The sequence below is a fragment of the Streptomyces sp. yr375 genome, assembly GCF_900110755.1.
Taxonomy (GTDB): domain Bacteria; phylum Actinomycetota; class Actinomycetes; order Streptomycetales; family Streptomycetaceae; genus Streptomyces.
Window position 1 is genome coordinate 8,346 of the sequence record NZ_FOFF01000008.1, and the last position, 23,647, is coordinate 31,992.

Sequence of the window (23,647 nt, forward strand, 5' to 3'; positions counted from 1 at the left end):
CGATTAGCTCAGCGGGAGAGCGCTTCCCTGACACGGAAGAGGTCACTGGTTCAATCCCAGTATCGTCCACAGCCGAGAGCCCCCGGCCGCCTTCGCGGTCGGGGGCTCTTCCGTGGGCCGGTCCGGCTGGTGCCGGTTCGGCTAGAGCCTGGTGCCTGTTCAGCTAGAGAACAGCATGTGGCCGAAGCTCTTGTGGCGGTGGTGGCCGCCGTGGTGACCGCCGTAGTGCGCACCGCCGTGACCGCCGGCGTGCGGGGCGCCCCAGGCGGGCGCGACAGGGGCCGCCGGGTACGCCTGCGGGGCGGCCGGGGGCGGCGGCGCGGGCTGGGACCACTGGGACTCCACGCGGGTCAGCGCCTCCAGCTCGCCGTAGTCCAGGAAGATGCCCCGGCAGTTGCTGCACTGTTCGATCTGGACGCCGTTGCGGTTGTATGTCTGCATGTGAGCGTGACATTTCGGGCACTGCATGGTTCGGCTCAACTCCTCGCCGGTCGTTGCTGTTTCGCGTACCGCCTGTTCAGACACTGTCCGAACGCGGTCGGTTGCACCCTACTTCGCGGCATCTGCCGCCAACTGCGGGGGGGACCGAACCCATTCGGGCACAGGCGTCGACGAGGCACTGCTCGACCTCGTCCGGTGACCGCCCCCGCGCCACCGACTTCGTGACAGCCCGCGCCGCCGTCTGCACGGTGAGTGCGCGGGCCGGGACGTCGAGGGCGGGCCAGGGGTCGCCTGCCCCGGGGACGGCGGGGCCGGATCCGGCCCGGTAGGCGGCAAGGAAGCGGGTCCACTCATCGGGTGGGAGGAGGCCGCAGGCGTACCAGGCGGCGGGGCGGGCGAGGTCCCAGGCCGGGACGCCGACGCCGAGATCGTCGACGTCGATCAGCCGCCACGGGCCGTCGGGCGCGGGGTGGCGGACGAGCTGGCCGAGGTGGAGGTCGCCGTGGCAGAGGGTGGTGGTGTCCGGCATGGGGGCCTCGGCGCGGGCCCACGGGGGCAGTGCGCGCCAGGCGGCCAGGACGGGGGCGACGGCGGGGTGTGGGGCGGCGGCGCGCAGGCGGGCCACGGCGTGGGCGGCCTTGGCGGGGCCGCGCATCGGGGGGAGGGCGGTCGGGGCGGGGGTGCGGTGGAGGCGGGCGAGCAGGGCGCCCGCGGCTTCCCAGGGGGCCGCGTCCGGGTCGTCGGGGTCGACCGGGGTGCCGTACGGCCAGAGGGTGACGAGTCTGCCGTGGACGGAGGACGGGGTCGCGGCCAGCGGGGGGAGGAGGACGTCGGGGAGGCGGGCGGCCGTGGTGAGGCGGGGGGTGAGGGCGTCCGGGTCGGTGTCGGGGGCGTGCGCCTTCGCGACGGTCCCGGCGTGCCGGACGACGGTGGCGTCGGGGCGGTCGGCGAGGGTGGCCGCGCCGCACGGGCAGGACGGGCCGGCTTCGTGAGCGCGGGCCCGGGCGTGGAAGGTGAGCTCGGTGAGCAGCAGGGGGTGGGCGGTCACGGGGCTCCCTGAGCGGCGGCGTGCGGTCTCCCGCGAGGGTACGCAGGTGGGGCCGCCCGGGCCGCCCCGCGTCGGGGAAAGCAATGCAGGCGTAGCTCCCCAGCTACGCCTGCATTTTTTGCCGTCCGCCGTACCCCCGTCCCCACGGGGTTTCATGGGTGGATGTCCCCGCCCGGACCGCTCTTCCGGGCCTGGGGTCGCCGCTCAGCGCCCCAGCATCACTCCCACGGACGACGCCTGTGTGGCCACTGTCTCCCAGCCGTCGAAGACGACGAGGAGCAGGACCGCCAGAGGAAGGGCCATGAGCGTCGCCACCAGGGGGTGGCGGCGGCCCGTGCGGCGGGGATGCTTGGTGCGTCCCTGGGTGCGGAGTGTCGTCCGCGATGCCGTAAGGGCCATGGTCCCTCTCCTGACCTGATCAGTTGTCGTTTGCAGCGGCGGGTGTCTGACCTCGGGGGACGAGTGCTGCACCCGCCGCTTGACTTCAAATCTAGGCGGGCGGCGGGCGTCGGGCGTCATGCCCTCGTATCGATTGCCGGGCCTCCCGGAGGATGAGCCATGACCTGGGGAGTACTCCCCTGGGTGGAGACGCGGTCCCCGGTCTCAGGGTCTTCCCTGAGGGGGTGTACCGGTCCGGACCGGTTTCCGCACCGCCCCGGGGACCCGCGGGCGCGGCCCCGGGGACGCCCGTGGTGACTTCGCTCACTTGCGGCACCCCTCGCCGGACCACCGCGACCACCCGGCAGCCGGTCTCCCGGGCCTCCACCGCGGCGGTCCGGGGCGGGTCGCCCGCCTCGACGGCGCTGTCCGCACGGTCGCCCTTCACCGGTTCAATCCCCCTTCCGATAGGGGTGGTTGAGGCCACTCAACCACCAAAACGCGCCAGATCTGCGGCCTTCTGACCACCCTTCAACTGTCCTGCCGGGGACTGACAATCGATCAGGACGAGAGGGCGCGGCCTCTGCGCGCGAACGGCCGTGGAAACGTAAGCTGTGCCACGTCACACGGACCGGGCAGCGGGGATGAACATGGCGATGATGCGCCTGAGGCGCGAGGACCCGCGTGTCGTCGGCTCGTTCAGGCTCCACCGACGGCTCGGCGCGGGCGGGATGGGCGTCGTCTATCTGGGGTCCGACAAGAAGGGGCAGCGGGTCGCGCTGAAGGTGATCCGGCCCGATCTGGCGGAGGACCAGGAGTTCCGGTCGCGGTTCGCGCGCGAGGTGTCGGCCGCCCGGCGGATCCGGGGCGGGTGCACGGCGCGGCTCGTCGCGGCCGATCTGGACGCCGACCGGCCGTGGTTCGCCACCCAGTACGTGCCCGGGCCCTCCCTCCACGACAAGGTCAACGACGACGGGCCGCTCGGTGCCGCCGAGCTCGCCTCGATCGGGGCCGCGCTGTCGGAGGGACTCGTCGCCGTGCACGAGGCCGGGGTCGTGCACCGGGACCTGAAGCCCTCCAACATCCTGCTCTCCCCCAAGGGCCCGCGGATCATCGACTTCGGCATCGCCTGGGCGACGGGCGCGTCCACGCTGACGCACGTCGGTACGGCGGTCGGCTCCCCCGGGTTCCTCGCGCCGGAGCAGGTGCGGGGGGCGCTGGTCACCCCGGCCACCGACGTGTTCTCGCTGGGCGCCACGCTCGCGTACGCCTCGACGGCCGACTCGCCCTTCGGGCACGGCAGTTCCGAGGTGATGCTGTACCGCGTGGTGCACGAGGAGCCGCAGTTGCACGGCGTTCCGGACGCGCTGGCCCCGCTGGTGCGGGCCTGTCTGGCGAAGGACCCCGAGGAGCGGCCCAGCACCCTCGACCTCTCCCTGCGGCTGAAGGAGATCGCGACCCGGGAGTTCCAGGGGCTGGCCGACGCGCGCCCTCCGGTGCCCCGGGGGGCCGAGGCGGACCGTCCCACGGGACGGCTCTCCGGCCCCAGCTTTCCGGAGCGCACGCTGCGCCAGCCGGGCGGGCCGGGCACTCCCCCGCCGCGCGGCGGGGTGCCGTCCTCGCGCGGGCCGGTTCCCTCGCGGGGCGGGGCTCCCGCACGCGGGGGCAGCGTCTCGCGAGGCGGCGGTGGCAGTGGTGGCGCTGCTTCGTCGTCGCGGTCGGGGGCCCGGCCGGTTCCCGGTTCGCGCAACACCCGTCCCGGTAGCGGCAGTCGGCCAGCACCCCGGGGCGGGCGGCCGGGGCCACGGACCACGGGGACCAAACTGCGGCCGGCCAATCCGCGACTGCTGCGTCAGCGACTGTTCGTCTTCGTCGTGGTGACCCTCCTCGTGGCGCTCGGCATCGCCGTCGTCCAGGGCTGCGAGGGACCCGCGCGCGGGCTCGGCGGGGGCGAGGGCGTCGTACGGCAGGAGCAGGGGCACGTCCTGCCGGGGCCCGGCACCGGAGCGGTGGGGGACTGACCCGAGCGTGGGCTACGCCTGCGGACGGCCCGTCGCAGGCGATGGCGTCGTACGGCAGGGCAAGGGCGTGTCCTGCCGGAGCCGGGCACCGGACCGCTGGCGGACTGACCCGCGTTAGCTACGCCTGCGGGCGGCCCGTCGCAGGCGTCGTACGGCAGGGGCAGGGGGCGCGTCCTGCCGGGGCCCGGCACCGGATCGGTGGGGGCTGGTCCGCGTGGGCTACGCCTGTGGGCGGCCTGTTGCTACTGCGTAGAAGGCGACCGCTGCTGCTGCGCCCACGTTGAGGGAGTCGACGCCGTGGGACATGGGGATGCGGACCCATTCGTCGGCGGCGACCAGGGCCTGGGTGGAGAGGCCGTCGCCCTCCGCGCCCAGCATCAGCGCGACCCGGTCCATCCGGTGCGGGGCGGCCTCGTCGAGGCTGCGGGCCTTCTCGTCCGGGGTGAGGGCGAGGAGGGTGAAGCCGGCCTCGCGGACCGAGTCCAGGCCCTTGGGCCAGGTGTCCAGTCGGGCGTACGGGACGGAGAAGACCGCGCCCATCGAGACCTTCACGCTGCGGCGGTAGAGGGGGTCGGCGCAGTCCGGGGAGAGCAGTACGGCGTCCATGCCGAGGGCCGCCGCCGAGCGGAAGATCGCGCCGATGTTGGTGTGGTCGTTGACCGACTCCATGACGACGACCCGGCGGGCGGTCTGCAGGAGTTCGGCGGCGGTGGGCAGCGGCTTGCGCTGCATGGAGGCCAGCGCGCCGCGGTGGACGTGGTATCCGGTGACGCGTTCGGCGAGCTCCGGGCTGACGGCGTAGACCGGCGCCGGGAGTTCGTCGATGACGTCGCGCATGACGTCGACCCACTTGGCGGAGAGCAGCATCGAGCGCATCTCGTACCCGGCGTCCTTGGCCCGGCGGATGACCTTCTCGCCCTCGGCGATGAACAGGCCCTCGGCCGGCTCGCGTTTGCGGCGCAGCTCGACGTCGGTCAGGCCGGTGTAGTCGCGCAGGCGCGGGTCGTCGGGGTCCTCAACGGTGATGAGATCGGCCACAGGGTGATACTGCCTTGTCCTGGGTGTGGTGCCAACGGCTCGGAACGGTTGTGTTACCCGCGGTTACTCGAATGTCCGGGAGCCGACGGTCACGACCGCGCCGACGACGATGACCGCGGGCGGCCTGACCTCCTCGGCGCGGACCGTCTCGGCGACCGTCGCGAGGGTCGCGTCGACGCGCCGTTGGGCGGCCGTCGTGCCCTCCTGGACCAGGGCGACCGGGGTGTCGGGCGACTTGCCGTGCGCGACGAGCGTCTCGGCGATCTTCCCGATCTTGTCGACGCCCATCAGGATCACGAGCGTCCCGGTGAGCTTCGCCAGGGACGGCCAGTCGACGAGGGACCGCTCGTCGTCGGGGGCGACATGGCCGCTGACCACGGTGAACTCGTGGGCGACGCCCCGGTGGGTGACGGGGATGCCGGCCGCGCCCGGCACCGAGATCGAGCTGGAGATGCCCGGCACGACCGTGCAGGCGATGCCGGCCTCGGCGAGGGCCTGGAGCTCCTCCATGCCACGGCCGAAGACGTACGGGTCGCCGCCCTTGAGCCGGACGACCGACTTGCCCTGCCTGGCGTGCTCGATCAGCGCGTTGTTGATGGCCTCCTGGGCCATGAACCGGCCGTACGGGATCTTCGCCGCGTCGATCACCTCGACGTGCGGCGGGAGTTCGGCGAGCAGGTCGCGGGGGCCGAGCCGGTCGGCGATGACGACGTCCGCCTCGGCGAGCAGGCGGCGGCCGCGGACGGTGATCAGGTCGGGGTCGCCGGGGCCGCCGCCGACCAGGGCGACGCCGGGGGTGCGGGTGCGGTGGTGGGGGGCGACGAGGGTGCCGTCGCGCAGGCCCTCGACGACCGCGTCGCGGATGGCGGCGGTGTGGCGGGGGTCGCGGCCACGGGCGTCGGTGGTGAGGACGGCGACCGTGACGCCCTCGCTGTGACCGGTCGCCGGGGTCCAGGCGGTGGCCTGGTCGGCGTCGTCGGAGCGGACGCACCAGACGCGGTGCTGCTCGGCCTCGGCGGAGGCGCGGGCGTTCGCCTCAGGGTCGCGGGTGGCGATCAGCGCGTACCAGGCGTCCGCGAGGTCGCCCTCGGCGTAGGCGCGGCGCGTCCAGGTGATCTCGCCCGCGTCCGCCATCGCCTCGACGGACGGGGTCGCCTCGGGGGACACGAGGTGGACGGCGGCGCCCGCCGCGATCAGCGCGGGAAGGCGGCGCTGGGCGACCTGGCCGCCGCCGAGGACGACGACCCGGCGGCCGGTGAGGCGGAGGCCTACGGGGTAGGCGGGGTGTTCGGCCATGAGGTGCGGCTCCTCGAACGGGCAGAGGGTGGGCGCTGCGGCTCCGGAGCGGCCCTGACGTGCGGATTTTAGACGTGCGTTCAGCGTACGGCGGGGTCGGGGGGCATGCAGGAACGCACGCCCCCGACCCCGGTGCGGGGTTGCTTGTCGGGGCTACTTCTCGGTCACGCCCGCCGAGTCGAACGTCGCCACCTCGTGCATGGCTCGCGCCGTGCTCTGGACCAGGGGCAGGGCCAGCAGCGCGCCCGTGCCCTCGCCGAGGCGCAGGTCCAGGTCGACCAAGGGGCGCAGGCCCAGCTTGTTGAGGGCGGCCACGTGGCCCGGTTCCGCGCTGCGGTGCCCGGCGATGCAGGCCGCGAGGACCTCGGGGGCGATGGCGCGGGCGACCAGGGCGGCGGCGCCGGCGCTGACGCCGTCCAGGATCACCGGCGTACGCAGGGACGCGCCGCCGAGGAGGAGGCCGACCAGCGCCGCGTGTTCGAAGCCGCCGATCGCCGCGAGGACGCCGATGGGGTCGGCCGGGTCCGGCTGGTGGAGGTCCAGGGCGCGGCGGACGACCTCGGTCTTGCGGGCGAGGGTCTCGTCGTTGATGCCGGTGCCGCGGCCGGTGACCTCGGCCGGGTCGGCGCCCGTGAAGACCGAGATGAGGGCCGCGGACGCGGTCGTGTTCGCGATGCCCATCTCGCCGGTGAGCAGCGCCTTGTTGCCGGCCGCGACCAGGTCGCGGGCGGTCTCGATGCCGACCTCGATGGCCTGTTTGGCCTCCTCGCGGGTCATCGCGGGGCCGGTCGTCATGTCGGAGGTGCCCGCGCGGATCTTGCGGGGCAGCAGACCGGGGGTGCCGGGGAGTTCGGCGGCCACGCCGACGTCCACCACGCAGACCTCGGCGCCCACCTGGGTCGCGAAGGCGTTGCAGACCGCGCCGCCGCCGAGGAAGTTGGCGACCATCTGGGCCGTCACCTCCTGCGGCCAGGGGGTGACGCCCTGCGCGTGCACGCCGTGGTCGCCGGCGAAGATCGCGACGGCCGCGGGCTCCGGGATCGGCGGCGGGCACTGCCGGGACAGGCCGGACAACTGCGCGGAGATGATCTCCAGCATGCCGAGCGAGCCCGGCGGCTTCGTCATGCGCTTCTGCCGTTCCCAGGCCTCGCCGAGCGCCTTGGCGTCCAGCGGGCGCACGCTCGCGACGGTCTCGGCGAGCAGGTCGTGCGGGTCCTCGCCGGGCAGCGCGCGACGGCCGTACGTCTCCTCGTGGACGACCCAGGACAGCGGGCGGCGCTTGGCCCAGCCCGCCTGCATCAGCTCGGGCTCGTCCGGGAACTCGTCGACGTAGCCGACGCACAGGTAGGCGACCACTTCGAGGTGCTCGGGCAGGCCGAGGGCGCGGACCATCTCGCGCTCGTCGAAGAAGCTGACCCAGCCGACGCCGAGGCCCTCGGCTCGGGCGGCGAGCCACAGGTTCTCGACCGCGAGCGCGGAGGAGTACGGCGCCATCTGCGGCTGCGTGTGCCGGCCGAGGGTGTGGCGGCCGCCGCGGGTCGGGTCGGCGGTGACGACGATGTTCACCGGGGTGTCGAGGATGGCCTCGATCTTCAGTTCCTTGAACTGCTTGGCCCGGCCCTTGGGGAGGGACTTCGCGTACGCCTCACGCTGCCGCTCCGCCAGTTCGTGCATCACGCTCCGGGTCTCGGCGGAGCGGATGACGACGAAGTCCCAGGGCTGCGAGTGGCCGACCGACGGCGCGGTGTGGGCGGCCTCCAGGACACGCAGCAGCACCTCGTGCGGGATCGGGTCCGGCCGGAAGCCGTTGCGGATGTCCCGGCGCTCCCGCATCACCTTCAGGACGGCCGCACGCTCGGCGTCGTCGTACGGGGGCGCGGCGGGGCCGGCGGACTCGCGCGCTTCTGCCACTGCGGCCGGGCGGCTGTCTTCGGGGTCGGCGGCCGTGGTGTCCAGGTCCTCGGGACTCTGGGCGACATCGGGATCGACGGTGTCGCCGAGGTCGACGGGTTCGCCAGTTTCGATGGTTTCGACGGCTTCGGCGGGTTCGACGGCTTCGGCGGCTTCGGCGGGTTCGACGGCTTCGACGGCTTCGGCGGCTTCGGCGGGTTCGACGATGTCGGCCGCGGCCGGGTGCGCCGTCTCCGGGGTCGCCGGGACGGGGGCGGGAGCAGGGTCGGGAAGCGTGGCAGCGGGGGCCGGGGCCGTTTCGACTTCGGCGGGCTCAGGTTCTTCCGCCACCGGCTCGGTCGCCTCGGGGGCCTCGGGGGCCGGCTGGACGTCCAGGGGCGCGGCCTCCCCCACGGGTGCGGGGGGTGCGGGGGCTTCCTCGACGGGCGTCTCCGCCGTCTCCGCCGCCTCCGTCAGGGGTTCCGGCTCCGGGTGCGGTTCGGGTTGCGGCTCCGGCTCCGGCTCCGCGAGAGCCTCGGCGGGCTCGGGCTCGGGCTCGGCGACGGGGGGTGCGGGCTCGGGCTCTGCCTCCGCCGACGGGATCGGTTCCGGGGTGGGGGGCTCGATGACGGCCTCGGGCTCCGGGTCCGGCTGCGGCTCCGGCTCCGCCTCCTGGGCGGTCGGCTCGGCGGGGGCCTCGACGGCCTCGGGAGCGGCGGCGGGGATCTCCGGGTCGGGCGTGGGCGCCTCGACCTCGGCGGCGGGCGTTTCCGCCACGGGGGTCGCCGGTTCCGGTGCCTCGGGGGGCGCGATCGCCTCGGGCTCGGGGGCCTCGACGGCTTCGGGCTCGGGGACGGGAACGGGGGTGGGCTCGGGGGTCTCGACCAGGTCGGGAACAGGGGCCTCGGGAGCGGCCTGCGGTGCGACGACGACGTCGACGACCGGAACCGGCTCCGCAACCGGCGTCTCGGGGACCGCCGGTGCCTCCGGTGCTTCCGGGGCCTCGGCCGGCGCGGCGACGACCTGCGCCTCGGGCTCCTGAGGCTGCGGCACCTCGACAGGGCTCGCCTCAACGACCTCGACCGCCTCGGCGACCTCCGCCACCTCGACGACGGGCACCGCCGCTGCGACGGGTGCCGCCACGGGGTTCGGCTCGGCGACCTCGGCCACCTCTTCGACGACGACCTCAGCCACCTCGGCCACGACCGGCTCAGCAGCCTCCGGTGCCTCTGCGGCCTCGGGTGCCTGCGCCTCTTCCGCCAACTGTTCGACGGCTTCCGGCACTTCAGCGGGGACGGGAACGGCGACGGGGGTCTCGACCTCGGCCTCCGCCATCATCGCGGCGCCGAGCAGCTCACCGGGGTCGACGACGCCGTACGTCTCGGCGGCTTCCGGAGTCGCGGCCTGGGCGTCGTACGTGTCCTGTTCCTGTTCCTGTTCCTGTTCCTGCGGGGCGGTCGCGGCGGTCGCCGCCTCGGTCGCCACGCGGGAGACGACCGCCTGGGCGACGCCCACCGGCTCTGCGGCCGGATCGGTGACCGGCTCCGCAGCCGGAACGACCGGTGCCGGGGCGGGGGCCGGGGCCTGGACCGTGGTCTGTGCGGTGCCCCAGGGGGACGCGGCCTGCGGGGATGTTTCGCGCAGGGGTGGGACATCGAGGTACTCGGGGGCGGACGCGGGCTGGCGTACCGGCGCGCCGGCGGGGCCGCGGTCGGCGAGGGAACGGACCGGGCTGGCGGAGGCGTCGGGGATGGGCGGGCCGAGGTGCAGGGGTCGGCGCGGGGCCGACTGGGGCGTCGACGGGCCGGGGAGGCGGACGGCGCTGAGGTCGACCGAACCGCTGTCGCGGCCGGCCGTCTCGTGCGGACCGGGCTCGTGCACGGTCTCGACGACCGGTTCCGGCGCGGGCGGTGCCACCTCGTTGCCCCACGCGCTCTGGGCACCCGGCAGCAGCAACAGGTCTTCGTCCTCGGCGGTGGTTTCGGAGAGGTAGGTGTACGCACCGTGCGCGGGGACGCCCGGCTGCTCCACCATGCCTGCGTTCTCCGGCAGCCCCTCGCCCGGGACCTGGCCGGTGTCGGTCATGCGTAACCCCTCGCCCATCGGTTAGTGCTTCTGCGGCCGGCTCACCCGGAGCGGCGCACCGACCGCCCCGTTGTGAAGAACGAGCGTCCGTGCCCAGCGGCACGGACGACCCGCCCGAAAAAGCGACAAAGCCATTCAGTGGCATTGTCCCGGCCGTCGTCGCGTCGCGACAGCTTGATCCGCAACGCTCCGCTGTGGACTGCGCCACGTTGCGCGCCCACCGGTTCTGCCCTACCACACACCTCCCAAAAGAGATGTGTTTTCCGGACATTGACCGACGAAGCGCCGGGCGAACGGAAGCGGTACGACGATCGGCCAGCCTACCGCGCGCGGTACGACAACAGGATCACGGGGCGGGCGGCGCGGGTCACGTCCGGCGGTCCGGCAGGACCCCGCTGAGCAGGAACGCGACGCTCCGTTCCGTCTCCGTCCAGGCGCGGGTGTCGAGTTCGACGGACTGGAGGAGGGCGCACTCGACGCGGTAGCCGTGCTCGGACAGGTCGCGGCCGACGCGTTCGGCCGTGTCGCGGGTCGCCGCGTGGGTGACGATGCGCTGCGGGCGGCGGTCGGCGACCGCGGAGACCACGGCCGCTCCCCCGCCGCCGACCCGGACGACGTCCGGTTCGGGCAGGTTCTCCAGGATGTGCGGGGCGGTGCCGCGGACGATCTGCAACTGGACGCCGTGGCGGCGCGCGGCGGCGTCGGTGCGGCCGCACGCGTTCAGGTCGTGGTCGACGGCGATGACGGCGGCGCCCGCGCGCGCCGCCTCGGTCGCGAACGCGCCGCTGCCGCAGCCGATGTCCCAGACGAGGTCGCCGACCCGCGGGCCGAGCCGGGCGAGTTGGGCCGCGCGCAGCAGCTCTCCCTCTCCCTCGCCGAGTCCGCCGCCGTACGCCTCGGCCGGCAGGGCCCAGCCGCGCGGGCCGGTGTCCGGGGCGCGGCCGGCGATCCAGCCGCTGTCGCCGGAGACGGCCGGTCCGGTGGGGCCGCCGATGACGATGACGACGTTGGGGTCGCGCCAGGTGTGGTCGGCGGCCTTGTCGGAGGTGACGACGCTGACCTGTTCGCGAGTGGTGCCGAGTTCCTCGCAGACCACGAAGGTGCGGTGCACGCCCTCCATGAGCAGGCCGAGCTCGGCGGGGCCGGCGCCCGGGGAGGTGAGGACGGCGACCTTGGTGTGGGCGCGGCACACGTTCACCGCGCGGCGCAGGGTGCGTCGGTGGGCGACGACGACCTGGGCGTCGTCCCAGGGCATGCCGGCCCGGGCGAAGGCGGCGGCGACGGCGGAGACGGCCGGGACGACCTCCACCTCGAGGCCGAACTCGGGTGCGCGCAGGGTGCGTACGACGCCGAAGAAGCCCGGGTCGCCGTCGGCGAGGACGACCGCGGTGCCGCGGTGGCCGGCGATGCGGCGGGCGGCGAGGGCGACGCTGCCGAGCCGGATGCGTTCCGCGGCGGGGGGTACTTCGGGCAGCGCCAGGTGGTGGGCGGCACCGGCCACCAGGGTGGCGGCGCTCAGGGCCGAGCGGGCCGCGGCGGTCGGCGGCGAGCCGTCCCAGCCGATCACCGTGACGCGGTCGGCCATCGTCGTCAGTCTCCTCCGGGGTTCACGCAGGCAGCGGGCTCCGTGAGGGTACCTGGTCGGCCGGGCCGGGCGGCGGTGCCGGCGGCGGCCCCGCAGTCAGTTCCAGTCGGTGTACGACGGGTAGCCGCCGCTCTCCGCGAAGTGCTCGCCGGGTCCCTCCAGGTCCTCCGGGATCAGGCTCCACACGATGTAGTCGGTGCGCACGTCGGTCCAGGTGCCGTCCTCGGCGCGGGCGTGCGCTATACAGGCGCCGCGCAGGACGCCCTCGCTGATGCAGCCGATCTTCTGGGCGACCTGCTGGGAGGCGGTGTTGTCGGCAGCCGTGCGCAGCTCGATGCGCTCGAGTCTCTGGTCGGTGAGCAGCCAGCGGGCGGTGGCCATGGCCGCTTCGGCGGCGTAGCCCTCGCCGCGCGCCCAGGGGGCGATGATGTACGACAGCTCGGTGGAGCGGACCTGCCAGTTGGTCTTGGTCAGTTGGACGATGCCGACCAGGCGCTGGGTGAGGAACTCGGTGACGGCGAGGTCGAGGCCGCGGCCCGCGGTCCGTTCGGCGGGGGCGTACTCGGTGATCCAACGGCGGGCGGCGGGGCGGCTGAAGGGCTGGGGCACGGCCGTCCAGGCGCCGACCTGCTCGTCGTTCATCATGTCGGCCAGGGCGGGCACGTCGTCCTCGTCGAGGGGACGCAGCACCAACCGCTCCGTGCTGATGGAGATGTTGGGGAAGGTGCTCGTCATGAAGCCGCTCCGTAGCCTTCGAAACCGTCAGGGCCCGACCTGCTGGGCCGTCAGGGCCTGCTGAACTGCCCAGCATGCAGCATGCGAGCACGGCACCGCACCACGGGGTCCACACCGAGTGACGGCGTGGACCCCGTGGTGGCGCAGGCCAGTTGGCTCAGAAGGAGGCGATGACGGAGCCCGCGTACTTGTCCGCGATGAACTTCTTGACCTCGGGTGAAGTGAGGAGCTTCGCGAGCTTCTTGACGCGCGGGTCGCTCTCGTTCCCCTTCTTCACGGCGAGGAAGTTGCCGTACGGGTTGTTCTTGGCGGACTCGAGGACGAGGGCGTCCGAGGCGGGCTTCAGGTCGGCCTCGATGGCGTAGTTGCCGTTGATGACGGCGGCGTCCACGTCGTCCAGGGAGCGCGGGGTCTGGGCCGCCTCCAGCTCCTTGAACTCGAGCTTCTTCGGGTTCGCGGTGATGTCGGCGGGGGTCGCCTCGTTGCCCGCGCCGGCCTTGAGGGTGATGAGCCCGTTCGCGGCGAGCAGTTTGAGGGCGCGGGCCTCGTTGACGCTGTCGTTCGGGACGGCGATGGTCGCGCCGCTCTTCAGGGCGTCGGCGCTCTTGACCTTGTGGGAGTAGAGGCCGAGCGGCTCCAGGTGGACCGTGACGACAGGCACGATGTGGGTGCCGTTCTTCTTGTTGAAGTCGTCCAGGTACGGCTGGTTCTGGAAGTAGTTGGCGCCGACCGAGCCGTCCTCCGTCGCCGTGTTCGGCGTGACGTAGTCGGTGAACTCCTTGACCTCCAGGTCGAGGCCCGCCTTCTTCGCCAGGTTGTCCTTGACGAAGTTGAGGATCTCGGCGTGCGGGGTCGGGCTCGCGGCGACGATCAGCGGGCCGCTGGTGTCGGAGCCGGCGGCCGAGGTGGATGCCTTGTCCGAGCCGCAGGCGGTGAGTCCGAGGGTGAGGGCTCCGGCGGCGAGGACGGCGGTGGTGAACTTGGCGGTGTTACGCACGAAAAGTGCCTTTCCTGTGGTGGTGCGTCCCCGTGATGGGTGGACGGGGAGTCATGAGAGGGGGGTGGGCGGGGGAGGTGACGGCTCAGGCGACCTTGCCGACGTCCGCGGTCGCCGGGTCCGCCTTCGCCTTGAGGAGGCGGAGTCTGGGCGCGGGGCCGGAGCGGCCGCCGCGGCGGTGCAGGGAGCGGGCCGCGTAGTCGCCGGCGAACTGGATGAGCGAGATGACGACGGCGAGGATGGCCACCGTGATCCACATCAGCTCGGTCTCGAAGCGCTGGTAGCCGTAGCGGATGGCGATGTCGCCGAGGCCGCCGGCGCCGACCGTGCCGGCCATGGCGGAGTAGCCGATGAGGGCGACGATCGTGGTGGTGGTGCTGGCGATGAGCGAGGGCAGGGACTCCGGTACGAGGACCTTGCGCACGATCGTCCAGGTGTTGCCGCCCATCGCCTGGACGGCCTCGACGAGCCCGCCGTCCACTTCGCGGACAGCCGTCTCGACCAGGCGCGCGAAGAACGGGATGGCGCCGATGGCGAGCGGCACGATCGCGGCCTCGCGGCCGATGGTCGTCCCGGTGATCGTGCGGGTGAAGTTCATCAGCGCGACCATGAGGATGATGAACGGCATCGAGCGGGCGATGTTCACGACCTGCCCGAGCACCCGGTTGGCGACGAGGTTCTGCAGCAGCCCGCCCCGGTCGGTGAGGACCAGCAGGACGCCCAGCGGGAGGCCGCCGACGACGGCGATGAGCGTGGACCAGCCGACCATGTAGAGGGTGTCCCAACACGCCTGGGACAGCAGGGGCTGCATCTCCGACCAGGTCACTCGGCACCTTCCTTCGGCAGTACGGGCTTCTGGCCCGCGTGGTCCACGACGTCGATCTGCAGGCCCTGTTCGCGCAGGAAGCCGATCGGCACGACGTTGTCCTCGTAGCGGCCGGGCAGTTCGATGCGCATGCGGCCGACCTGGAGGCCGCCGACGGTGTCGATGGCGGCGCCGAGGATCGAGATGTCGATGTTGTAGGTGCGCGAGAGCTGGGAGATGACGGGCCGGGTGGCGGTCTCGCCGTGGAAGGTGACGTCGACGACGGTGCGGTCGTCGCCGGTGGCTTCGCCGCCGACCGGGAAGAGCGCGGCGGCCAGTTCGGAGCCGGGGGTGGCGAGCAGCTCGCTGACCGTGCCGGACTCGACGACCCGGCCGTTCTCCATGAGCGCGGCGGAGTCGCAGATCGACTTCACGACGTCCATCTCGTGGGTGATGAGCAGCACGGTCAGGCCCAGTTGGCGGTTGAGGTCGCGCAGCAGCCGGAGGATGGAGCGGGTGGTCTCCGGGTCGAGGGCGCTGGTGGCCTCGTCGGAGAGGAGCACCTTCGGGTCGCCGGCGAGGGCGCGGGCGATGCCGACGCGCTGCTTCTGACCGCCGGAGAGCTGGGCGGGGAAGGACTTCGCCTTGTCGGCGAGACCGACCAGGTCGAGCAGTTCCAGCGCCTTGCGGGAACGTTCCTTCCCTGAGCCGCCGAGGATCTCCAGGGGGAGTTCGACGTTGTCCTGCACGGTCCGTGAGGACAGCAGGTTGAAGTGCTGGAAGACCATGCCGATCCGGCTGCGGGCCTGCCGCAGTTCCTTGCCGGCGCGCGGTCCGCGTCCGGCGAGCGCGGTGAGGTCCTGTCCGGCGACGGTGACCGTGCCGGCGGTGGGGCGCTCCAGGAGGTTGATGCAGCGGATCAGCGAGGACTTGCCGGCGCCGGACTGGCCGATGACGCCGTACACCTCGCCTTCTCGGACGTGCAGGTCGACGCCGTCGAGGGCGGTGACCGCACGGCCGCGTGAGCGGTAGACCTTGGTGAGGCCCGTGGTGGTGATCACGTGGATTTCCGTCACTGTCGAGTGCGCGGGCGTGGGTGTGCCGGGCGCACGGGTGCAGGGTGCTGGGATGCCGGGGTAGGCAGGCGGTCAGGGCCGCGACATGGTTCTCGCCGTGGCGGGGAACCGGGGGGAGATCTGTGCGCGGGGCGTGGCTCGTGTCACGTACGGCGGAATCGCGGCGTACGGACGTGCCACGGCGTCTCGCTTCGGGGCGCGAGCTCGGGGGGTGGTGCGGGGGCCCTCTAGAAGGCGCGCATTCGACACGAACAACGAGCACCGGGCGTCAGGGTCGCCTCGGTCGCAGGGGTGCGGCTGCTCGTAGTGGTCATGAGCATCAGTAAAGCAGACGTACGGTCCTGACCAGGAGCCCGCTGTCCGGATGCTGGACAGTGGTGGACAGTGATGGACGGGTTGTGGCGGACACCATGGTCGTCGTCCGCCCCGTGCGGGGCCGGGCGCGGGGGGCCGATTACGCCGTAATAAGGTCGCTGCATGCTTGATGCCCTGACGCTGGTGACCGGCGTCGCCGCGTTGCTGCTCGCCGCCTGGTGCGGCTGGGCCGCCTACCGTGACCAGCCGACGAAGGACTGGCATTTCATCGGGATGGCCGTGGTCTCGCTGCTGGCCACGGTCCAACTGGTGGTCGGCATCGTGCAACTGGCGCGGGGCGAGAAGCCGGAGCAGGGCACGACGATCTTCGTGGCGTATCTGCTGGGCGCGTTCGCGTGTGTGCCGACGGCGGGGTTCATGTCGCTGGCCGAGCGGACCCGCTGGGGTTCGGTGACGGTCGCGGCGAGCGGTGTGGTGCTCGCCGTGCTGGAGGTGCGGCTCTATGACATCTGGGGAGGCTGAGATGACGGTGGCGCAGGAGCGGGAGAAGCAGCCGGGCCGGCTGATCGGCGGGCCCGGGATGCTGCTGGTGTGGTTCTACGGGGTGATGGTGGTCGGGGCCGTGTCGCGGTCGGTGTACCAGATCGCGACGGACTTCGAGCGCGCGCCGCTGTCGTACGTGCTGTCCGCTGTGGCCGGGGTCGTGTACGGCTTCATCACGTATTCGCTGGTGCGGGGTGGGGAGACGGCGCGGAGGGCGGCGCGGGTTTGTTGTGCCGTTGAGCTTGCGGGAGTGGTGGTTGTCGGTACGTGGACGGTGATCGAGCCGTCGGTCTTCCACGACGCGACCGTGTGGTCGGACTATGGGATGGGGTACGTGTTCATCCCTGTGCTGCTGCCGTTGTCCGCGCTGTACTGGTTGCGGTTGCGGAAGGCGCCCTCCCAGCAGGGGGCTTGACGGCCGTCGGCGGCTGCGGGTCCGTCGTGGCTGGTCGCGCAGTTCCCCGCGCCACTAAAAACACACTCGCCTCACGTCGTTGAGAGCGCTCGCCTTGCGCCGCCAGAAACGCTCGCCTCACGCCGTCGAGACCGTTCGCCTCGCGGCCGCAAAAGCGTGCGCCTCACGCCGTTGAGAGCGTTCACCCCACGGCCGTCAAAAAGCGCTCACCTCACGGCCGCGAAAAGCGTTCGGCTCACGCCGTTGAAAGCGCTCAGCTCACGACCGTTGAAAGCGGTCGTCTCACGCTGTTTTGGCGTAGTCGCCTGCTCGCTTTTCCAGGACGATCATCAGGACTCCGTCGGTGCCTTCGGAGGTGCCTACTGTTTCGTAGCCGACTCGGCGGTAGAGGCGGAGGTTGCCCTCGCTGCGGTGGCCGGTGAAGAGGCGGAACTTCTTGGCGCCGCGTTCCTCGGCGAGCGCCGACTCGGCCGCGCGCAGCAGTCTCGCGCCGATGCCGTGGCCCTGGAGGCGCGGGTGGACGCAGAGCTTGCCGATGGCGGCGGCGCCGTCCTCGGTGAGGCTGCCGCGGACCGCGCCGACGACCTCGTCGCCCAGGCGGGCCACGAAGACGCAGTCGGTGGCGAGTTCCTCCCGGACCGAGTCGAGGCTCTGGACGAGCGGGGCGATGCGGTAGTTGCCGTACAGCGCCGCTTCGCTCTGGAAGCACAGGTACTGCAGCCTGAAGATCTGCTCTACGTCCTGCTCGGTCGCCACCGAGATGGTCACGCTCATGCCCATATGCGCACGCCTCCCGCTCACCTGATCGTCTGTGGTCCTTCACTCCTATCCCCGCGCTCCGCGAGCCGCAACCTCCGGCGTCAGCAAACGTCGAAGACATCCCAGACATCTGGAACGTTCCGGGCCGAGACTGCCCTGTGAGATACCCAACTCCCCCGCGATCTCGCGGTAGGTGAGGTCCTCGGGCGAGAGGAGCGCCTGGAGGAGCCGGGAGCAGCGGCCGGGGAGGCGGTGCACGGCCTCGCGCAGGGCGCGGTGCCGGGCGGCGGTGAGGGCGAGCTGCTCGGGGCCGCGGTCGGTGTCGTCGGCGGGCTCGCTCCGGTACGGCTGTTCGCGGCGGGTCGTACGGCGGGTGCGGCGGACCTCGGAGCGGACGGCGCGGCGCAGCCAGCCCTGCGGGTCGAGGGGCGGGCCGTCGGTGGCGAGGTGTTCCAGGAGGCGGAGCCAGACCGCCTGTTCCAGGTCCGCGGGTTCGGTCCCGGTGGCGTGGGCCTCGGCGGAGGCTTCCGCGGTGAGCAGTGGGCGCAGGGTGGAAAGCAGGTCGGACGTCATATGCCACACGATGCGACCGCCCGGGCGGCTGGTTGCCCGGGCGGCCGACTGTCACTCCAACGGGGACTCAGCCGTTGACGAACTCCGCGCGGGCCAGCAGGCCGGTGTCGGCGTTGTCGGTGAAGACGCCGTCGATGCCGGTCGCGAAGTAGGTGCGGTAGGCGCCGAAGACGTCGCCGTAGGCGTCGGCGTCCGTGCCCTTGCGGAAGTTCGCGGGGAGGAAGGGGTTCTCGTTGCGCATGGTGTAGGGGTGCAGGATCAGGCCGACCGCGTGGGCGTCCTTCACCAGGGTGGTCGGGGTGGTGAGGTTGCCGGCCGCGTCCTTCGGGATGACCAGGTCGAGGGTGGGGCCGATGCCCTGGGCGTAGCCGGCGATCTCCCTGAGGCCCGCGCGGGTGACGAGGTCGGCGGTGGTGCGCGGGTCGCCCGCCTCGACGAAGTCCCAGGGGCGGGAGTCCGCGCTCGACAGGAGCACGACGAGGGGGTTGTCGACCAGCTTGTTCAGGCGCTGGATGCTGCCGGGCTCGAAGGACTGCAGGATGACCGGCGAGTTCTTCTTGTCCTTGCCGTACTTGTGCAGCAGCTTGGCGACCCGCTCCTCCAGACCGAGGCCCAGCTTGCGGAAGTAGGTGGGGTGCTTGGTCTCGGGGTAGATCCAGACCTGCTTGCCGCGCTTGCGGGTCTGCTCGTCCTGCCACTTCAGGACTTCCTCGAAGGTGGGGATCTGCCAGCGGCCGTTGTAGAGCGTGTTGTGCGGGCGGTTGGCCGGGATGCGCTCGATCGCGCGCAGTCTCTTCAGCTCGGCGAGGGTGAAGTCCTCGGTGAACCAGCCGGTGGTGGGTATGCCGTCGAGCACCTTCGTCGTCCTGCGGGCGGCGAACTCGGGGTGGTCGGCGACGTCCGTGGTGCCGCCGATCTCCGGCTCGTGCCGGCAGACCAGGTGGCCGTCTTTGGTGGGCACGAGGTCGCCGGCCTCGACGATGTCGGCGCCCAGGTCGAGGGCCAGTTGGTACGAGCCGAAGGTGTGCTCGGGGCGGTAGCCGCTGGCGCCGCGGTGACCGATGATCGTCGGCACGGGCAGGCTCTTCAGACCGGCGCCATGACCACTGCCTTGGCCGTCGTCATGGCCGGCGCCGGTCCGGGTCTCGGCGGCTCGTGCGGTGCCCGACAGGCCGAGGACGCTTCCGGTGGCGCCGAGCAGCGCAGCGCCGAGCAGCGCCCGCCGTCCGGTGGTGCCCACGCCCGCCTGCTGATTCGACTCCTGCGCGTCCTGCGTTCCCATGAAGGCCTCCCGACCGTCGGCTCGTCCGTGCGGGCCGATCGTAGGGGCGTGGACATGACCGTCGGGAGACCTCGGTCCCAACACGCGGGTGACGGTGGATGGCGGGTGCCGTACGACCCGCAGGACCTTCAGGCGGCCTTCGGCAACTTTCGGGCGGTCATCCGGCCGGTTTCGCGCGGTGGTTCACCGCGTTCCGCGCAGGTGACGGGCCGGTGGCGGTACCGCCGTCCAGGTAAACGTACGTCAACAATGCGTAAGACCTGGGTGACCCGATGTGCGCCACCCCCCGGGCCGCGAGTATCGTCCTCACCTGCACAGACTCATACCGTTTTCCCTTGACACCGGAGGGCTTGTTGTCCCGCTTCGTGCTCATCAAGGCAGTGCTCGGACCGATCATGCGCCTGATGTTCCGCCCACGGGTGGAGGGTGCGGAGCACATCCCGGGCGACGGCCCGGTCATCCTGGCCGGCAACCACCTCACCTTCATCGACTCGATGATCCTGCCGCTCGTGTGCGACCGTCAGGTCTTCTTCATCGGCAAGGACGAGTACGTCACCGGCAAGACCCTCAAGGGCCGGCTCATGGCCTGGTTCTTCACCGGGGTCGGCATGATCCCGGTGGACCGCGACGGCGGCCGCGGGGGCGTGGCCGCGCTGATGACCGGGCGGCGGGTGCTGGAGGAGGGCAAGGTCTTCGGGATCTACCCCGAGGGGACGCGGTCGCCCGACGGCCGGCTGTACCGGGGGCGTACGGGTATCGCGCGGCTGACGTTGATGACGGGTGCGCCGGTCGTCCCCTTCGCGATGATCGGCACGGACAAGTTGCAGCCGGGCGGGGCGGGGATGCCCCGGCCGGGGCGGGTCACCGTCCGGTTCGGTGAGGCGATGGAGTTCTCGCGGTACGACGGGATGGGCCGCGACCGGTACGTGCTGCGGGCCATCACGGACTCCGTGATGACCGAGGTCATGCTGTTGTCGGGGCAGGAGTACGTGGATATGTATGCGACGAAGGCGAAGGCCGCGTAGCCCTTTCCCCTTTGCTCGGGCCGCGTAGCGGCTTCGTCGTCCGGTGCGCGTGCGTGGGGGTTCTTGCGTAGTTCCCCGCGCCCCTAGAGGCGTTGGCCTCGCAGTAGGAACCAAGCCGCCGTCGCGGTGGCCAGCAGGACTGCTGCTCCCGCGCCCGCTGCCAGTGTCAGGCCGTCGACGAAGGCCTCGCGGGCCGATGACAGCAGTGCCTCGCCTGTTGCCGACGGCAGGTGGTTCGCCGCTTCCACCGCGCCGCCCAGCGAGTCGTGGGCGGCCGTCGGGGTGCCCGGCGGGGCCGGGAAGCCTCTGTACACGCCGGTGACGATCGAGCCGAGTACGGCGATGCCGAGGGCCGCGCCGAGTTCGTAGGCCGTCTCGGAGACCGCGGAGGCGGAGCCCGCCTGGTCCTTCGGTACCGAGCTGAGGATGACGTCGGCCGTCACCGTGAAGGAGAAGCCGGCGCCCACGCCGACCGTCAGCAGGGCTGCTCCCAGCAGGGGGTAGCCGGTGGACTGGGTGATCGTCGTCAGGGCGGCCAGGGCCAGGCCGATCGCCGCGAGGCCGCCGGAGACCACGGACCGTACCGAGAAGCGGCGGGCCGCGCGGCCCGCGATCAGGCCGGCCGCCACCGCGCCGACCGCGGCGGGCAGTTCGGCCAGGCCGGCTTCGAACGGGCCCCGGCCCTGGACGAGTTGCAGGTACTGGGAGAGGAAGAACACCAGGCCGGACAGGCCCAGGATGGTCAGCAGGTCGGCCAGGACCGCGCCGCTGAAGCCTCGGTCGCGGAACAGGCGCATGTCCAACAGCGGGGCGGGAAGGGCCAGTTGGCGGCGGATGAAGCTGTGCAGCGCCGCCGCGCCCAGCAGGCCCGTGGCGAGTGCGGCCCAGGTGAAGCCGTGGGTGGCGGCCTCCTTGACGGCGTAGACGATGCCGATCATGCCGACGAGGGACAGGACCACGCTGACCAGGTCCCACGGGCCCGGGTTCGGGGTGCGGGACTCGGGGAGCGTCCTGATGCCGACGAGGACCAGGGCGACCATCACGGGCAGGTTGATGAGGAAGACCGAGCCCCACCAGAAGTGTTCGAGGAGGAATCCGCCCACGATGGGGCCGACCGCGGTGCCCGCGGAGGCCGTCGCGCCCCAGATGCCCACGGCCAGGCTGCGTTCGCGCGGGTCCTGGAACAGGTTGCGGATCAGGGCGAGGGTGGCGGGCATGAGGGTCGCGCCGGCCACGCCGAGCAGGGCGCGGGCCGCGATCATCAGCTCCGGGGTCGTCGCGTAGGCGTTGAGGACCGAGATCAGGCCGAACGCGGTGGCGCCGGCGAGCAGGATCCGCTTGCGGCCGATGCGGTCGCCGAGGCTGCCCATCGAGACGAGCAGGCCGGCGATGACGAAGGAGTAGACGTCGCCGATCCAGAGGAGCTGGGTGCCGGAGGGCTGGAGATCCTCGCTGATGTAGGGGGTCGCGAGACCGAGGACGGTCGCGTCGACGGCCACCAGCAGCACGGCGAGGACGAGGACGGAGAGCGCGAGCCAACGGTCCGGACGCTTCACCGCCTCCGTCGTGGCCGCCGGCCGCAGGGCGCTGGTCATGATTCCTCTCTCTGTCGGAGGTCGTGTGGTGCGGGGTGGTGTGGTGCGGGGTCGTCTGGTGCGGGGTGTCTCAGTGCGCCGCCGAGGAGTAGTTCGGTGGTCATGTGCTGGAAGTCCCGGGGGGCGCCCCTGCCGCTCTGCACCAGCCAGGCGGCGGAGGCCAGCAGGCCGTACAGCGCCTCGGTGAGCCAGGCGGGCGTGAGGTCGATGCGGAACGCGCCGTCCTTCTGTCCGCGCCGGAACAGGGCGGAGATCCGGTCGTCGATCCGGGTCCAGCCCGGGTGCTCTTCCGCGCCCTCGAACAACTGGTTCTCGGTGTAGAGGAAGGCGAGCAGGCCGGCGGCGGACTCGATCTCGCCGACCAGCCTGCGTACGGCGGCGTCGGCCGGGCCCTCGTCCAGTTGGGCCGCGTCCAGCGCCTTCTCGCACTCCGCGATGCCGAGGGTCTCCAGGGCGCGGACGAGCGCGTCGCGCCCGGCGAAGTGCCGGTGCAGCGTGGCGCGGCTGATCCCGGCCGCCTTGGCGACCTCGTCCATCGTGGCGGTGGAGGTGCGGGCCAGGAGGGCGGCGGCGCTGCGGAGGATGTGGTCACGGTCGACGGCCATGAGACAAGCATACGCCAAATGAGACATTCATGTCTCATCCTGGGCATGAGTGAGTCATTCTCGTCGGCCGTGCCGGTCTTTTCTCAGTGCCAGGGCAGGCTGCCTCGGCGCTCCCAGTACGTGTGCGGGTCCTCCGTCAGCGTGGACAGCCGGGCGAGCTGGTCGTCGTCGAGGTCCACGGCCGCCGCGTGCAGGTTGGAGGCGAGCTGGGCGGCGGTCGCCGCGCCGGAGAGGACGACGCCGGCCCAGGGCTGGCACAGGATCAGGGCGAGGGCGACCGCGTCGCAGCCGAGGGAGGTCTCCGCGGCCACGGCCTTCAAAGCGTCCGGCGCGTACGGCTCCGCGAGGCGGCCGTTGGCCATGCCCTCCTTCACGATCACCGTGAGTCCGGCGTCGTGGGCCTCGGCGAGGGCGGGTCCTGCCGAGGTCTCCAGGGCGTTGTACGTGGACTGGACGGTACGGAAGAGGGGCTCGCCGTCGACCGTCACGGCGAGGGCGGCGCGGATGGCGTCGGCCTGGGCGGGGCCGCTGGTGGAGAAGCCGACGGTGAGGCCCTGGGCGGCGGCTTCGGCCAGCTTCGCGTGGAGTTCCTTGTCGGTGAGGGCCGGGCTGTCCGGGGTCACCGAGTGGATCTGGTAGAGGTCGAGCCGGTCGCCGAGGAGTTCGGCGCTCTCGCCGCGCTGACGGTCGTAGGTCTGGACGCTGTGGTCCTTGACCTCGTGCTTCTCGGCGTCGGTGGTCCAGTCGGCGGTGTAGGTGTAACCCCATTTGCTGCCTACGACGACGTCGGCGGCGTCGGGCCTGGCGCGCAGCCAGTCGGCGAGGAACTCCTCGGAGCGGCCGTAGGAGCGGGCCGCGTCGAAGTAGCGGACGCCTTGCGCGTAGGCGGCGTCGAGGAGTTCGTGGGTGCGGGTGCGCAGTGTCTGCACGCTGCGGTCGTCGCCGAGGTCCTGGTCGCGGCCGAGGTTGATGTAGCCGGGGCGGGCGACCGCGGCGAGACCGAAGCCGAGGTGGCAGGTGGGGGTTGTGGCTGAGGCCAGTCGGGCAAAGGGCATCGCGGGTTCCGATCGGTCGACTCCGGTGCGGCTTCGACCAACGTAACCCGCGACGACCTTCGGTGATGCGGGGGCGCCTATGAGC

At 72.3% G+C, this 23,647-nt stretch carries 21 protein-coding genes and 1 tRNA gene; 5 read left to right on the plus strand and 17 right to left on the minus strand.

The window, feature by feature from the left end; all coding sequences use genetic code 11:
* Positions 1-69, plus strand: a tRNA-Val gene (locus BMZ82_RS11045).
* Positions 70-159: 90 nt separating this feature from the next.
* Here the strand turns inward: BMZ82_RS11045 and BMZ82_RS11050 are convergent.
* The 3 genes from BMZ82_RS11050 to BMZ82_RS11060 form a co-directional block, all read right to left on the minus strand.
* A complete protein-coding gene (locus BMZ82_RS11050) occupies positions 160-468 on the minus strand; it encodes a TFIIB-type zinc ribbon-containing protein (protein WP_093774327.1) in 309 nt (102 codons plus the stop codon).
* Positions 469-517: 49 nt separating this feature from the next.
* Positions 518-1,489, minus strand: a complete 972-nt coding sequence (locus BMZ82_RS11055; RefSeq protein WP_256251855.1) for a phosphotransferase family protein — start codon at positions 1,487-1,489, stop codon at positions 518-520.
* A 204-nt stretch (positions 1,490-1,693) separates the two neighbouring features.
* Positions 1,694-1,888, minus strand: a complete 195-nt coding sequence (locus BMZ82_RS11060; RefSeq protein ID WP_093774331.1) for a hypothetical protein — start codon at positions 1,886-1,888, stop codon at positions 1,694-1,696.
* Positions 1,889-2,511: 623 nt separating this feature from the next.
* On the opposite strand from BMZ82_RS11060, the gene BMZ82_RS11065 reads away from it, so the two are divergent.
* A complete protein-coding gene (locus BMZ82_RS11065) occupies positions 2,512-3,888 on the plus strand; it encodes a serine/threonine-protein kinase (protein ID WP_093774333.1) in 1,377 nt (458 codons plus the stop codon).
* 219 nt (positions 3,889-4,107) lie between these two features.
* Here the strand turns inward: BMZ82_RS11065 and BMZ82_RS11070 are convergent, their stop codons facing one another.
* From BMZ82_RS11070 to BMZ82_RS11105, 8 genes are all read right to left on the minus strand, one after another.
* On the minus strand, positions 4,108-4,926 hold the full coding sequence (locus BMZ82_RS11070; RefSeq protein WP_093774335.1) for a TrmH family RNA methyltransferase: 819 nt from the start codon (positions 4,924-4,926) through the stop codon (positions 4,108-4,110).
* Positions 4,927-4,989: 63 nt separating this feature from the next.
* Positions 4,990-6,222 carry a uroporphyrinogen-III C-methyltransferase gene (cobA, locus tag BMZ82_RS11075; RefSeq protein WP_093774337.1) on the minus strand — a complete coding sequence of 411 codons (1,233 nt, stop codon included), beginning with the start codon at positions 6,220-6,222 and terminating at the stop codon, positions 4,990-4,992.
* Between the two features lie 153 nt (positions 6,223-6,375).
* On the minus strand, positions 6,376-10,197 hold the full coding sequence (gene cobT / locus BMZ82_RS11080) for a nicotinate-nucleotide--dimethylbenzimidazole phosphoribosyltransferase (protein WP_093774339.1): 3,822 nt from the start codon (positions 10,195-10,197) through the stop codon (positions 6,376-6,378).
* 367 nt (positions 10,198-10,564) lie between these two features.
* The gene (gene cbiE, locus BMZ82_RS11085) at positions 10,565-11,782 is read right to left on the minus strand and encodes a precorrin-6y C5,15-methyltransferase (decarboxylating) subunit CbiE (protein ID WP_093774341.1); all 1,218 of its coding nucleotides are present in this window, start codon (positions 11,780-11,782) and stop codon (positions 10,565-10,567) included.
* A gap of 96 nt (positions 11,783-11,878) precedes the next feature.
* On the minus strand, positions 11,879-12,517 hold the full coding sequence (locus tag BMZ82_RS11090; RefSeq protein WP_093774343.1) for a GNAT family N-acetyltransferase: 639 nt from the start codon (positions 12,515-12,517) through the stop codon (positions 11,879-11,881).
* A gap of 157 nt (positions 12,518-12,674) precedes the next feature.
* Complete coding sequence (locus BMZ82_RS11095; protein ID WP_093774345.1) at positions 12,675-13,514, minus strand: MetQ/NlpA family ABC transporter substrate-binding protein; 840 nt, start codon at positions 13,512-13,514, stop codon at positions 12,675-12,677.
* Positions 13,515-13,599: 85 nt separating this feature from the next.
* Complete coding sequence (locus BMZ82_RS11100) at positions 13,600-14,340, minus strand: methionine ABC transporter permease (RefSeq protein ID WP_093774347.1); 741 nt, start codon at positions 14,338-14,340, stop codon at positions 13,600-13,602.
* Positions 14,337-15,380 (minus strand): methionine ABC transporter ATP-binding protein, encoded by a 1,044-nt coding sequence (locus BMZ82_RS11105; protein ID WP_093774349.1) that lies wholly within the window; start codon positions 15,378-15,380, stop codon positions 14,337-14,339. Before BMZ82_RS11105 ends, BMZ82_RS11100 begins: the two co-directional genes overlap by 4 nt.
* 492 nt (positions 15,381-15,872) lie before the next feature.
* Here BMZ82_RS11105 and BMZ82_RS11110 point away from each other — a divergent pair, with 492 nt between their 5' ends.
* Complete coding sequence (locus tag BMZ82_RS11110; protein WP_093774351.1) at positions 15,873-16,232, plus strand: hypothetical protein; 360 nt, start codon at positions 15,873-15,875, stop codon at positions 16,230-16,232.
* A gap of 1 nt (position 16,233) precedes the next feature.
* Positions 16,234-16,668, plus strand: coding sequence for a hypothetical protein (locus BMZ82_RS11115; RefSeq protein WP_093774353.1), 435 nt, complete (start codon positions 16,234-16,236; stop codon positions 16,666-16,668).
* A gap of 282 nt (positions 16,669-16,950) precedes the next feature.
* Here the strand turns inward: BMZ82_RS11115 and BMZ82_RS11120 are convergent, their stop codons facing one another.
* The 3 genes from BMZ82_RS11120 to BMZ82_RS11130 form a co-directional block, all read right to left on the minus strand.
* Positions 16,951-17,448, minus strand: a complete 498-nt coding sequence (locus BMZ82_RS11120) for a GNAT family N-acetyltransferase (protein WP_093774355.1) — start codon at positions 17,446-17,448, stop codon at positions 16,951-16,953.
* A 45-nt stretch (positions 17,449-17,493) separates the two neighbouring features.
* Positions 17,494-18,000: an RNA polymerase sigma factor gene (locus tag BMZ82_RS11125; protein WP_093774357.1), complete on the minus strand. Its 507-nt coding sequence runs from the start codon at positions 17,998-18,000 to the stop codon at positions 17,494-17,496.
* Between the two features lie 67 nt (positions 18,001-18,067).
* A complete protein-coding gene (locus BMZ82_RS11130) occupies positions 18,068-19,282 on the minus strand; it encodes a glycerophosphodiester phosphodiesterase (RefSeq protein WP_093774359.1) in 1,215 nt (404 codons plus the stop codon).
* A gap of 353 nt (positions 19,283-19,635) precedes the next feature.
* Between BMZ82_RS11130 and BMZ82_RS11135 the strand changes: the two genes are divergently transcribed.
* Positions 19,636-20,307, plus strand: a complete 672-nt coding sequence (locus tag BMZ82_RS11135) for a lysophospholipid acyltransferase family protein (RefSeq protein ID WP_093774361.1) — start codon at positions 19,636-19,638, stop codon at positions 20,305-20,307.
* Between the two features lie 83 nt (positions 20,308-20,390).
* Here BMZ82_RS11135 and BMZ82_RS11140 read toward each other — a convergent pair whose 3' ends face one another.
* The 3 genes from BMZ82_RS11140 to BMZ82_RS11150 form a co-directional block, all read right to left on the minus strand.
* A complete protein-coding gene (locus tag BMZ82_RS11140; protein ID WP_093774363.1) occupies positions 20,391-21,902 on the minus strand; it encodes an MFS transporter in 1,512 nt (503 codons plus the stop codon).
* On the minus strand, positions 21,899-22,507 hold the full coding sequence (locus BMZ82_RS11145) for a TetR/AcrR family transcriptional regulator (RefSeq protein WP_093774365.1): 609 nt from the start codon (positions 22,505-22,507) through the stop codon (positions 21,899-21,901). The genes BMZ82_RS11140 and BMZ82_RS11145 overlap by 4 nt, the downstream gene beginning before the upstream one ends.
* Before the next feature lie 83 nt (positions 22,508-22,590).
* Entirely contained in the window at positions 22,591-23,562 is a 972-nt protein-coding gene (locus BMZ82_RS11150; protein WP_093774367.1) for an aldo/keto reductase, read from the minus strand.
* Between the last annotated feature and the right edge of the window lie 85 nt (positions 23,563-23,647).